General features: G+C 47.0%; 13 protein-coding genes. 10 read left to right on the forward strand and 3 right to left on the reverse strand.

The genetic code is table 11. The features are described from left to right. The first annotated feature begins 2 nt into the window (after positions 1 to 2). From J07HQW2_RS08090 to J07HQW2_RS08100, 3 genes are all read left to right on the forward strand, one after another. Positions 3 to 494 carry a DUF5812 family protein gene (locus tag J07HQW2_RS08090; RefSeq protein ID WP_021054957.1) on the forward strand — a complete coding sequence of 164 codons (492 nt, stop codon included), beginning with the start codon at positions 3 to 5 and terminating at the stop codon, positions 492 to 494. Between the two features lie 237 nt (positions 495 to 731). After that, positions 732 to 1,607, forward strand: a complete 876-nt coding sequence (gene secF / locus J07HQW2_RS08095) for a protein translocase subunit SecF (RefSeq protein WP_048075558.1) — start codon at positions 732 to 734, stop codon at positions 1,605 to 1,607. Continuing rightward, positions 1,604 to 3,166, forward strand: a complete 1,563-nt coding sequence (locus J07HQW2_RS08100; RefSeq protein ID WP_021054959.1) for a preprotein translocase subunit SecD — start codon at positions 1,604 to 1,606, stop codon at positions 3,164 to 3,166. Before secF ends, J07HQW2_RS08100 begins: the two co-directional genes overlap by 4 nt. Before the next feature lie 110 nt (positions 3,167 to 3,276). On the opposite strand, the gene rnhB is transcribed toward J07HQW2_RS08100, so the two are convergent. Then, positions 3,277 to 3,963: a ribonuclease HII gene (gene rnhB, locus J07HQW2_RS08105; protein WP_048075559.1), complete on the reverse strand. Its 687-nt coding sequence runs from the start codon at positions 3,961 to 3,963 to the stop codon at positions 3,277 to 3,279. Positions 3,964 to 4,142: 179 nt separating this feature from the next. Then, positions 4,143 to 5,480: a tRNA pseudouridine(54/55) synthase Pus10 gene (locus tag J07HQW2_RS08110; RefSeq protein ID WP_021054961.1), complete on the reverse strand. Its 1,338-nt coding sequence runs from the start codon at positions 5,478 to 5,480 to the stop codon at positions 4,143 to 4,145. A gap of 269 nt (positions 5,481 to 5,749) precedes the next feature. On the opposite strand from J07HQW2_RS08110, the gene J07HQW2_RS08115 reads away from it, so the two are divergent. From J07HQW2_RS08115 to J07HQW2_RS18140, 6 genes are all read left to right on the forward strand, one after another. Then, positions 5,750 to 6,700, forward strand: a complete 951-nt coding sequence (locus J07HQW2_RS08115; protein ID WP_021054962.1) for an ABC transporter ATP-binding protein — start codon at positions 5,750 to 5,752, stop codon at positions 6,698 to 6,700. Next, positions 6,697 to 7,476 (forward strand): ABC transporter permease, encoded by a 780-nt coding sequence (locus J07HQW2_RS08120; RefSeq protein WP_021054963.1) that lies wholly within the window; start codon positions 6,697 to 6,699, stop codon positions 7,474 to 7,476. Before J07HQW2_RS08115 ends, J07HQW2_RS08120 begins: the two co-directional genes overlap by 4 nt. 220 nt (positions 7,477 to 7,696) lie before the next feature. Then, entirely contained in the window at positions 7,697 to 8,614 is a 918-nt protein-coding gene (locus tag J07HQW2_RS08125; protein WP_021054964.1) for a S49 family peptidase, read from the forward strand. Further along, positions 8,601 to 9,683, forward strand: coding sequence for an ABC transporter (locus J07HQW2_RS08130; RefSeq protein ID WP_021054965.1), 1,083 nt, complete (start codon positions 8,601 to 8,603; stop codon positions 9,681 to 9,683). The genes J07HQW2_RS08125 and J07HQW2_RS08130 overlap by 14 nt, the downstream gene beginning before the upstream one ends. A gap of 174 nt (positions 9,684 to 9,857) precedes the next feature. Next, positions 9,858 to 10,454, forward strand: coding sequence for a tRNA (pseudouridine(54)-N(1))-methyltransferase TrmY (trmY, locus tag J07HQW2_RS08135; RefSeq protein ID WP_021054966.1), 597 nt, complete (start codon positions 9,858 to 9,860; stop codon positions 10,452 to 10,454). A 241-nt stretch (positions 10,455 to 10,695) separates the two neighbouring features. After that, positions 10,696 to 10,908, forward strand: coding sequence for a CHY zinc finger protein (locus tag J07HQW2_RS18140; protein ID WP_021054967.1), 213 nt, complete (start codon positions 10,696 to 10,698; stop codon positions 10,906 to 10,908). Positions 10,909 to 10,998: 90 nt separating this feature from the next. Here the strand turns inward: J07HQW2_RS18140 and J07HQW2_RS08145 are convergent, their stop codons facing one another. Then, a complete protein-coding gene (locus J07HQW2_RS08145; protein ID WP_021054968.1) occupies positions 10,999 to 12,123 on the reverse strand; it encodes a metal-dependent hydrolase in 1,125 nt (374 codons plus the stop codon). Positions 12,124 to 12,333: 210 nt separating this feature from the next. Here J07HQW2_RS08145 and J07HQW2_RS08150 point away from each other — a divergent pair, with 210 nt between their 5' ends. Next, entirely contained in the window at positions 12,334 to 12,735 is a 402-nt protein-coding gene (locus J07HQW2_RS08150) for a VOC family protein (RefSeq protein ID WP_021054969.1), read from the forward strand. The last annotated feature ends 1 nt before the right edge of the window (position 12,736 follow it).

The raw sequence follows: 12,736 nt of genomic DNA on the forward strand, positions 1-12,736 counted from the left end.
GTATGTCTGAATCAACTGATTCAAATTCAACACGATATAGCTCAACATTTGTTGTGACAGCAGCAGACGGATCATCAACTGTACTTAGAGACGTCGAATCTGGACAGGTATACTCGCTTAAAGATACTATTGATCATAGTCGATTGACTATTATTGAGGGAACTGTTGAATCTGAGCCACCGCTACATGTGGTGTATGAACTTACAGAAACAACAGCGACGCGAACTATTGGCATTGAGAGAAGCGTAGAGCCTCCAACAGCAAATGCAAAACAGGTTGCCGCGAATCAGTCGATTGGAGAAATTACACGCAAGCCTCGCGCTGGCTCTGGGGAAATTCATATTATCACGATTCCCGATGGAGATCCAACTGAGATGGTTGCTGATATTCTTGATGATAAAGTAACGCTGTGCGAGCGAGCAGGACGGCTGGGAATTGAACGTATTGAGATTCGTTCGGCTCCTGGTGTTGTTGCGGTCCGATATATGCCATAATATTCTCTGCTACTTTGAGACGCTAGAGCCCAATAGTATCGTGCATACACATTGACCTAGTTCACATACTCGCATCGTATCCTGACATAAATTCGGGGTTCTTAGTACGTCGTCGATATGGAATGTCAATTCGTGCCGTCAAGTTGATACTGCTCGATTAAATCCCGACCTCAAAATAATAGATGTCTCTCTAGTCTTTATAAAAAGGTTTATTCGATGCGGCTCTCCACGACAGATATGGCTGAATTCACTGTACCGGAGGTTGATTATACCCGGTACTCAAACTACCAGCTTGCAACTGTGCCACTTGCAATCTTACTGGTGGCACTGCTCATCATTGCTGGCTGGTATTTGATGACCGGATCACCAGTAGCACAAGGTATTGCGTTCACTGGTGGTACAGAAATCACAGTCGCGACAGACGGAGCAACGACAACGCAGATTGTTGAAGCATTCAGTGTTAAGCCAGAATCTGTGCAGGCAGTCCCAGCAGCAGGTACATATATCGTTACATTCCAATCCGACGGGAGCAATGAGGTGGAAGTTACAGAATTAACACAGCAAGCAGAGCAAGCAGGATTTGAGATCCAGTCTGCATATGAGGTGTCACCGAGTTTCGGTACAACAACACAGACGCTTGCACTCGGTGGTGTTGGCGTTGCTTTCCTTGGAATGAGTATACTTGTCTTTTTGATGTTCCGTGTGTTTGTTCCATCAATTGCTATTGTTGTCTCTGCGTTTTCAGATATTGTTATTTCAGTCGCACTGATGAATGTCCTCGGAATTGAGCTTTCGCTTGGAACTGTCGCCGCGCTGTTGATGATAATTGGATACTCTGTCGATTCTGATATTCTATTAAATAATCATATTCTCCGACGGTCTGGTGATTTTTATGAATCAACATATCGTGCGATGCGGACTGGAGTGACGATGACCCTTACTTCGATTATTGCCATGTCAGTCATGGCAGCGGTTGCAACAGCGTTCGGTATTCAGCTTCTTGCTGCTATTGGTACTGTTCTCGTTTTTGGACTAGTCGCCGACTTAATGAATACATATCTATTGAATCTGAGTCTGCTTCGCTGGTATAAATTCAAGGGGGTTGTTCGATGATCGACTTTCGAGAAAACTGGCGTATTATTCTGCTAATGATTGTGGTCATAGCCTCACTTTTTACCCTTGTGTCGCCAACGCTTGCGAGCGGTTCGGATAGTAGTAATGCCGTCGTGCAACAATCCTCACAAACAAATCTGCAGTATGGACTTGAACTTGCCGGCGGAACACGAGTCCGTGCGCCACTCGTCGGAGTGACCGCTGAGGAGGTTGAGTTTGAACCAGCAAACGCACGTGAAGTCGAGCAACGGGTTGCCACCGCAATTGAGGGCGCAGGACCAGCAGACGTTATCGCTCGACCAGTCACAGAGACAACAGGGACCGTTGAAGTAACTATCGAGGGTGTGAGCACCACAGAAGTTCAATCTGCAGTTGAGTCGGCAGGATACTCCACAGAGACGGTCAGAACAGGGGTTACGGAAACGACACGACAAGAAGTAGTTCGCATTCTTGAAAACAAAATTAACGAAGCAGGACTTTCCGGCGGTACAGTTCAGGAGGTCACAACCGCTGGCGGTGGTCATTTCATACTCATTGAAGTTCCAAATGAAGATGCTGCATCTGTCCGGAGTCTTGTCAGTGAGCGAGGAACTGTCGTTGTTCAAGCACACTATCCGCAGGATAATACGTACACGCAACAGACTGTGCTACAACAGGACAACTTCCAGAGTATCGGGTCCGCACAGGAGGGACAGTCCGGAGGCGCATATGTGCCTGTCACAGTCCGTGAATCGGCTGCTGGTGAATTTCAGCAAGCAACTGTCGATACGAGCCTTGCACGACCTGGTGGGACACGCTGTACATACAGCCGAGATCAAAATAGCACTGAACCATGTTTACTGCTCGTTGTGAATGGTGATGTCACAAACTCCTTTGGAATGGCTCCAAGGCTCGCTGATAGTCTTCGAAGTGGATCGTGGGCGCAAGATCCAGTTTTCCAGCTTCAAACAGCAAATGTATCAGAAGCACAGGATGTCGCGATTAATCTTCGCGCCGGTGCACTACCAGCAAAGCTCGATTTTACCGGGAATGACGGCGGAACGACGTCATTCATTTCACCGAGTCAGGGAGAGAACTTTCGGAGTGATTCGCTGTTAGCTGGTCTCGTTGCTGTCTTTGCTGTAAGTGGGGTCATTTTTGTTCGTTATCGTGACGCTCGTGTGGCATTGCCAATGATCGTGACTGCCCTTTCTGAGGTATTAATCCTGCTTGGATTTGCCGCTGGAATCGGGTATCCACTAGATCTTTCTGTGATTGCTGGATTTATTACAGTCATCGGAACGGGTGTTGACGACCTCGTGATCATCGCTGATGAGGTGCTCGCAGAGGGTGGGGTATCCTCTCGTCGTGTTTTCCAATCGCGATTCCGACGCGCTTTCTGGGTGATCGGTGCGGCTGCAGCAACGACAATAATTGCTATGTCACCGCTTGCAATCTTATCACTTGGTGATCTGCAAGGGTTTGCTATCTTCACCATCTTGGGGGTACTTGTCGGAGTGCTCATAACTCGACCTGCATATGGTGATATTCTTCGAGCACTCACCACGGGTGATGTATAATACTCACGTGAATTTGTTAAGACACGGTCAAGACAGAATATAATTAACTCAACGATTATTAAAACCAGAGTAGAGGCCCGATTAAACGCATCTAATCCGCATTATTTTGCTTAGATATCAGATAGCGACGACTGCTCAACTGTTTCGAGGATCTGATCCGCTGTTGCCCACGAGCGTCTTGCACAATCTGGTAGTTCCCCAGTCGCACGAGTGTATCGTTGAAGAAATTCTCGTGTTGTCTGGTCGCTTGGATACCCGCTTCCAATGGGTCCGTATGTTTCATATTCTTTTGCAAGTGTTGTAATCTCCTCATCACGGCGAACTTTCGCAATAACAGAAGCAGCAGCAACGAGCGGGTCATCCTCATCTGCACCATGTCGGGCTTCAACGGTACATTGACTGTACTGAGCAGCGTCAGTAGCTTCAGTGAGTCCCGTCTTAATACGTCTCGCAAAACGTGATTCTGAGACATCACTCGCATCAGCGATGATTGTGTCAGTAGATTCAGCAACCTCACCGATATCTATAATGGCTTCAATATGTCCATTAACCGTTATTGTGTTCATATTTGTCCGCGGATCATCGATCCGGGTGACGGGGATGACTACTGTCCCAATATCGACTGCAGTGTGTGATCTAAGTGTTTCTTGAAGTTGTCTGCGGGTTGAAACATCAAGACGTTTTGAGTCGTCAATGTCGTCTGGAATAACAGATGGTGGTGCACGAACCGCTGCACAGACCATTGGTCCAAGCACTGGTCCTTTTCCCGCCTCATCAGATCCAATTCGGGAATGCATTTGACCTGTGACATTTGTCGGGTCAGTCATGCATACATATAGACACGGTATTGTATATGTATATATGAGTACACATATTCCCGACGTCGTCACACATTACTCACTCCCTGCTTCTTTATGTTTCAGATGAAACGTGAGCAAATAATCACTTATTGGACCTGCAGGCGGCATGTGGACACTTACTCTGATGTCGGATTAGATGCTGGATTTGATAATGCGTCTATAGTTCGGAAGTATGCATCATCCTCAAATGACTCTGACTCAGACTCAGCATAGACACCAAGCACGTCGAGATCAGCTACCACCGCCTTAGTATCAAGTAATCCTGCGAGACTTGGTTCGGTCCGGCCATCGTCCCCAGATATAAGTTCTTTAACATAAAGTCCGCCAGCGCCGTGTATCTCAACGACTGCATGTGTTGGATCTTCGATTGTTCCATCAGCGTCGTATACTGTTCGTGTCCGAGTTATTTCCGCACGACGGTGGTCGACACGAGTTGGAGTATACTGTTCGATTGTCGCGTCCGTGAGGGTTGTCAGTGCTGCATCGAAATCAGTGACATCGACTGGTGAATCAAAGACAACGTGTGCACGGTAGCGTTTTGATGCATCAAGTCCTTTCACTCGCTCGACCATCTCATAATTTGCAAGTCGAAGTGCCTCAACTTCGACCGCACCGTCTGCAAATACGTTGATATCACCCTCGAGTCGGTCAGTATCAATATTCCGGCGTCGTGGTTCAAATACCTCAATGACAAATGGACGACCAGTTCCGAGCATTAACGCATCAACATCTTCACGACCAGCACCATGAAACGTTGAATCGGTCCCATCCATCACATCACAAGCAACAGGTGCGGTCAGCTCTTCAACGCTATCTTCATATAGATATCCGGATCCGTCACATGTCTCACAGGTAAGACTTCCTTGATATCCGGAGCCATTACAGGCGCTGCAGGGCCATTCCGTCTGTGGGATGCCACGTTCAAGTTTGCGATACCGACCATAAACAAACGTAGAGTGAATATCGACATCGAGGGTATCAGCCTCAAGATCGATTGTAAATTGAATATCCGGACGACCGAAATCAACCGTCGTATCCGTGATCTGACCAACGCGTTTGCCAACTTCACGATTATACTCCGATTTAAATAATTCACCAGCGTCGCTTTGGAATCCGATACTCTCTCGAAGAAGTATCTCATTTTCTTCGATGAGCGGAGGTGTCTTTGTACCAACTTGGTATGTATTGAATTCAGTATCAGTTACCACAGATGCACAACGTTGTCCCCACGAATTGAACTGTTCTTCCGCACAGGCACCCTCACAGACCCAACAAGCTGTTGTATCCACTGGTTCATATGGTGTGTCATCTTCGAGTGAAGCTGCAATGCGGAGGCTCTTCCCACGCTCTGCATTTGTTAGCCCAAAGCTCTGATCTGCGAAGACTCGCCCAAGGCATGCATCACAGAGTGGTTCCTGTGCGGCAAGTGCGCGGGCATTTTCGAGGATGCTCATGACTGTATATATCCCTCCAGTTGGAGGTGCTTTTCTATTCTGTTGTCTAATGCTGATTGACGAGTAATGCAGAAATATGGAGAAAATCTCTGACACTAGCCGGTGGTGAATATATTACTACCAGCTAAGCTATACGACTGTGGCGAGATGACATCTCAGCGGTCACGAAGGCAGTATTTTGAGCATCAAATATCATACACTATATGTCTCAATTTACTACTGAAACCGGTTTCAACAGGCATTAATCAACGCAGAGATGGATTATATATATGTCTGCGATTGAGATTGACGCCCTTGAGAAGTCATACGGAGACGTCAAAGCTCTGTCTGGCGTTGATCTAACCGTCCCAGAGGGGTCGTTTTTCGGGCTGCTTGGTCCGAATGGGGCTGGTAAAACAACGTTTATTAATATCTTAGTTGGTCTTGTCCGCGCTACAGGTGGCACCGCAGAAGTGTTTGGACATGACGTTCAGTCTGAATACCAAGCGGCTCGTGACTGCATTGGGCTCGCTCCACAGGAGTTCAATGTCGACCGATTCTTTCCAATTCGAGAGGTACTCGAGCACAAAGCGGGATATCATGGAATACCCAGAGAGCGTGCTCGCAATCGAGCTGCAGAAGTGCTCAAACGTGTGGGTATTTATGAAAAGCGTGATACACGATTTGATTGGCTTTCAGGTGGTATGAAGCGACGATTTGTCCTCGCTCGCGCACTTATTACTGACCCAGATCTGCTTATTCTCGATGAGCCAACTGCTGGTGTCGATGTGCAGCTCCGGCGCGAACTCTGGGAAACAATCACCAAACTGAATGAGGGTGGAACGACGATTCTGTTAACAACACACTATATTGAGGAAGCCGAGCGTCTCTGTAATGAGGTCGCGATTCTTGATTCTGGACGTGTCGTCGATGTCGCCAGCCCAGAGACACTGATGAATCGAGGGACAGATAATATTATTGTCAAACTTCGTAATAAACCAACAGCCATCCCAGATTTCACCAATGAGGATGATCGCATCGTTGCCGTCGAACTTGATGGACGTCAGATAGTGATTACAGCGCACCAGGGAGGTCTTGTTGCTCCTGAGATTGTCAGAAAACTCGATGCAAGTGGGCATGAGATTGTCGATCTTGAAATCAAACGCACTTCACTTGAGGAAGTATTTGTCGAGATGACACGCAGTGATGAGCGTGAATCAACAGAGGTGACCGCTCCGTGAGCACATCCACGGAGGTTGATCTCACTGGATTTATTACATTACTTCGTCGAGAAACACTCCGATTCATTCGTCGACCACGAAATACATTCGTTCCGCCCTTCATTACAAATGTGTTGTATTTCTCTGTTTTTGGGGTCGTCCTTGGTGAGCGAATTAATCTGATTGCTGGTGTTCCCTATATTCTATTTATTCTTCCTGGATTGGTTGTTCTCGGTGCAATTTCGAATGCATTCGAGAATGCATCATTTTCTATTTTCCATGGTCGATGGAATCGATATATCGAGGAGGCGGTTACATCTCCATTATCATACCGAACGATGGTGGTTGCGTATGTCCTCTCTTCTGCTTTCCGTGGAGTGATTGTTGGCATACTTGTTGCACTTATTGGTGCATTCTTTACTGCTGTTGGCGTTGCACAGCCGGCATATCTCGTTGCATTCGGTATCGTCATATCACTGTTATTCGCTGCGTTAGGCGTCGCTGGAGGACTATGGGCTGATGATTTCGATGATCTCACGATGATGAATCAGTTTATTCTTCGCCCATTGGTGTTCTTTGGTGGCGTTTTTTACTCACTCAATGAACTGCCAGTGATACTGCAACAGGTATCGTTGCTGAATCCAATGATCTATATGGTCAATGGTGTTCGGTTTGGGTTTCTCGGTGTAAGTGAAGTTGACCCAACGCAGTCGTTAGTTGTTCTTGTCGGGTTGACCGCTTTAGTTATCATTGGAGATATTGTTTTATTCCGTCGTGGATACGGTCTCACCGAGTGAGTACTGTAGTTTTTCGAATACTCGTAGTTAGTATCTGACAGCGATATATAGATAGCAGCGGTAAGTACCGCAAAATCAGTGCACGACTTCAAGATGACTCATATCAACTGACCACAACTCTCGTTTGGATAACATCACGTTGTATCTCAACGACTGTTGCAGACTCATTATCATTGCCTGGGACAATTTAAACCAATCACTGGTGAGGAATTGATGTAGCATGAGCCGTAATGATGACTCGTCTGCAGGGCCGGCAAATACATTCTACATTATTGCCGTCGTTGCAGCCGTTTTGGTAAGTGCAGTTCTTGCCCCCGTCGCATATGACTATTCGCAGTCCGCCCAATCTGAGGGGACCGTTTCTGTAATCACAGTATCCGGCGTGATTACTGGATCAAAAGTCGATAGTCTCTCTAGGGATCTCCGAGAGGCGCGGATGAACGACTCTGTCAACTCAGTCGTGTTGAAAGTCAACAGCGGTGGTGGCGCAGTTGCCCCGAGCGAACGATTATATCTTGAGGTACTTCGCACCGCAAAGCAGATGCCTGTCGTTGCTTCTATTCAAGGAATTGGCGCTTCTGGAGCGTACTATGGGGTATTACCCGCCAATGAAACATTTATGCTTTCATCCGGGCAGGTTGGTAGCGTGGGCGTGATTGGTGTTGGTGGGACAATTCCTGTGCCGGATCGAGTTATCCGGACGGGTCCCGACAAAGCACAACCAACAACCGAACAACGACGTCAGCAAATTGAATCACTCAAACGACAGTTCGTCAGTCGTGTGATTGAGCATCGTGGTGAAAATATCACACTATCACGCGAAGAGGTAGCAAACGCGAAAACATACCTTGGTCCTCGTGCCGCCAAAAATGGGTTTGTAGACCAACTTGGGGAGCTTTCAGTTGCGATTGACCATGCTGCTGAGATGGCTGGTATGGAAGAATATGATATCGCGCGAAAGGAACCACCACGTCGTGAAGTTATTTTCTTTACTACAACCGTTGATGGGCAAAAAATGATATACAAACAACAGACATCAGGTGATGAAATACCAGTTCCAGTTACACAGCCATTAGCGATCGATGAAATTCCATATCATGATCCACACGTGGGGGTGAGTGTCAATGCAAGTGCGTGAACTCACTGCCCCAGCCGCAGTCTTTGCGGTAATTATCACAGTGGTTCTTATCGGCGCATTAGTGATTCCATTTATTGGTGGTGGGACAACTCCACAGGTGACGAATCTCGCTGCAGAGCAGACGAATACAGATACTGTTCAGATTACACCAACTGCTGAAGAGGGGGATATCACCGTCGATGGACCGGGTGGGTCAAAAACAGTTCTTATCGATAAGGCACACTCAAATCGTCTTTCTGATGAAAAACTCTCAACGTTAACAAATGCTCTTGTCAGGAATGGTCACATGGTGCGCGTATTGTCTCGTGAACAGGCTCGTGAACCAGCATGGAATGAATCACTCCGAAGTGCAGATGCACTCGTTATTGCGAATCCGACGCAGCCATACAACTCGGGACAACTAGCTGGTCTTGAAAAGTTCGCAAACGCTGGTGGTCGTGTGACGTTACTTGCAGATCCTGCAGCCATTAGTGCTGGCGGTGGGTTGCTAGGACTCTCTATTCAGGAGTCATCTGCGCAGTACACTGGTCTTGCATCCAGCTTTGGATTCGCTGCACAGTCTGGATATCTTTATAATATGCATAACTATCAGAATAATTTCAAAAGTATTTACGCTACTACCCCGAGTGAAACCAGGAGTTCTCTCTCTGAAGGGATTGACCGTGTCGTTCTCCGGGAAGCAGTGGCAATTTCAACAGCTTCTGCAGAACCTGCACTCAATACAGTAGACCAGACAGTTCGGGAACCAACACGACGTGAGGCGACCTACACGGTTGCAGCAACAACAGGAAGTGTCGCTATCGTTGGTGACACTGACTTTATGAAGCCGAAGAATGTCTACGTCGCAGATAATGAGATATTACTCGGTAATCTTGCAACATTTCTCGTAAGTGGTAATAAACGACCCGGCGCTCCTGCAGCACCGGATGCAACGGAGACTCAAGCCACCGGACCGATACCTGGTGGTGCTATCCCAACGACACCCACTGCACCTGGTGGGAGTCCGGGTCCATCACCGGAACCGGAGCCGGAGCCAGAGCCAGAATCAACACCAACTCCGGTGGAGTAAAATGAGATATATACGTCGTATCCGGAGCATCTGAATACCACTGTATTCACTACCAACGGTGTTAAAATCGTATCGGCATTTTTGAACACATATGAACGGCTGGGCGTTTGGTTATTTTCGAGAGCATATGATATGAACAAATAGAATATTATCTAGTGCTGATGAGAGTACAATATGCGACAGTTCCTCATTATTGGTCACGAGGCACCAACGACGCCATCATTTTCTTTGGACGACCTTGCTGGCGACGCAGGACGGCTGGATATCCTTTGTCGATGCGTTACGAGTGCATTTGTTCGATCACACGGTATTCGTGAGGATGTTCAAGTCCATCTTGTCCTCAATGATCAATTTACCATTCAGTTTGATGGCCCTGAGCTTAAACGGCTTAATCCGGATGAACGAACCACAGCAGCGTTGATACGCACCGCGCTTGAGCACCGTGATAACGCAATTGGGCATATGCCTGCTGAGAGCACACCTGGGGTCTCAATCCGACGGATGGGCTTTGCTGAGACGGTTGATCGACTCAAAACCGAGACAACACCAATCCGACTGGATGAAGCGGGCACGCCAGTTGTTGATATTGACCCACCAGATGACCCTTTGTTTGTGCTCTCGGATCACCACTCGTTTACTGATGACGAGATTGAGCGACTCAGTGATGTTACCGAATACCAGATCCGACTCGGACCGATGATACTACATGCTGATCATGCAATCACAGTTACTCATAATTATTTAGATACGAATGGCTATGAAACATACTGAGATGAATGCAGCATCGTTGTCACAGTATCTACCTACAGTACATACGATAACAGGAAATAAACAGACAGGCTGGTTATAACATCCAGATAGTCGGGTTGGGGTTACACTCTATGGTATTGGTGTTGACATAAAAACACGATGTGCGCACTGGAGGGGTTCAAAAGATATCATTGCACTACGATTTGGATGTTATGAGGTCTTTTCACCATGCTATTGGTGTCATCTCGCAGTCGTTGCTTATGTGCAGACGGCGCAATCATGCCCAGTAGACTCACCTGATACTGAAGATAGCTCTGTCCATACATATAGCACTGAGTGTCAGCCAACAGGTGAACAGAAGATACAATCACAGGTTGACCCTTGGCCGGCAGAGCGACTCAACGACCCGGCGGTATTGTGTGGTGTTTATCGGACAACATTATCTGCACGGACATATCTTGATACATATGAGTGAGTGTTTAATTCTCAGTACTCAGGATTGCTCCGTATTTATCGAGAAGTGGATATCAGTGTCATGAGTCATACGGTAGATTACTATGCTCTCTCACAGTGTAAAGGATACCACAGCAGTGTATGTGACTGCGGCAACAGTCAGTGCACTCAGCGTTGTTATGATGGTCCTAAGAGAACGATCGCTGGTGAGGGTAGTCAGAACATATTGGTGGTCAATGGTTTTCAACGACGCATGTATGCCCCTATTAGACAGCCTTGTTGTAATATTCAATCCACTCCATCCACTCCATGCGCCGATACTGAGAGCCAATGGGACGATAGTGAAGCCGAGTCGATGTGCATCAACCATCGTTGGTGGTGGAAAAGAGAATACCGCAAGTGCATAGCCTGCTGCAATTATCGCTCGTCGATCAATATATGTACGGACTGACCGGTGTGTCACTCGGGCAAACGCACCAACGCCAAGCCAAATAATCATAATTTCAATAAGAAGTACACCGAGAAGATTGAGCGTTGGGTTAGATGCGAACGTGAAACGCGTGAATTCAATTTGCCATCCAATGAGTGATGTAATCGGAGCAAACAGTGGTGGAGGTGCAGCCATGAATATGTCTCCAAATGGATGTGTTGTTGTCCCAATCGCGGTTGCGACTCCAATCTGGCTCGTTGTTAATGCCGTTTGTTGAAAAGCGATTATTCCGAGAAATCCAGTAATGATCATAAATATACCAGCAACGGCGCCTGCACTCATGTCAGTCGTCATATAGAATCCAATAATTATGCTCCCTCCAACTGCGCTAGCTACCAGCAACGATCGTTCCCTGTATAATAATAGTATATATTGGATAAATGTGATATTGACGTCATCGATATTACTTATGCATGCTTGGGTATCAGAGCGAGAGCGCGTGATGTAACAGATGAAATTGGCCCCGCCCCATGCAATCAATGCTGCACTAATACCGACCGGTAATGAGTGAGTGACGGTCCGATGAACACCATTTGCGACTTCCCAGAATGCATCCCACCCGACTGGTACGCCTGAAGCGACAGCAAAACAATATGTTATGATAGCATATCCAATATCAAGATCAGGAAGAAACGCCGCGGTCGCCGCAAGAAATCCAACTGATCGGATCTGCGCGTTTGTAGCTCCCACTTGAGATGAGAGACTGACGGCAAGCACAAATGCGAGGAACTCATGACCCACAAACATTGATCGACTAGCGCGAGATGTGCCTGCGGTGAAAATATGTCTTCTTATTTTTCCTAGAGATGATATACACCGCGAAAGCACAGAATAGATCTCAGAGTCGCGACTAAGCGTTATGCACCGGGCTCATATGCTGCATTTTCGAACGTATGTGTAGCTATTATTTGATTATGAGCGGCTGATGTTTTTGCATATCGGGCTCAAACTAAGGGTATGCATGGAACTGGCATAGATCATATAAAACACTACATTCCAATAGACGGACAAGCCGATGCAATCGAGTTTTATTCCGATACACTTGGATTTAGCATCGAAGGTATGACTGCATATGAATCGGGTGAGAAACCGTTTTTTTCAATTCGAATCAGTTCCGGATCGGTATTACATCTTGAGCCTGACCCAAAATTCATTAAACCAGATCGGACAGCTGCTGACCACATCGCAATTCGTGTTGCAGAGTCGATGGAAGTCATTGAAACAACGCTGATAGACGGAGATATTGAAATTGATCGACGGTTGACTCCACGAGGAGCAACTGGGATTGCACCTGCAGTCTATGTAACTGATCCGTTCGGATATCGGGTTGAGATTAAATCTGAGCAACAATCGGATTAAA

It is taken from the genome of Haloquadratum walsbyi J07HQW2 (assembly GCF_000415985.1).
Lineage (GTDB): Archaea > Halobacteriota > Halobacteria > Halobacteriales > Haloferacaceae > Haloquadratum > Haloquadratum walsbyi_B.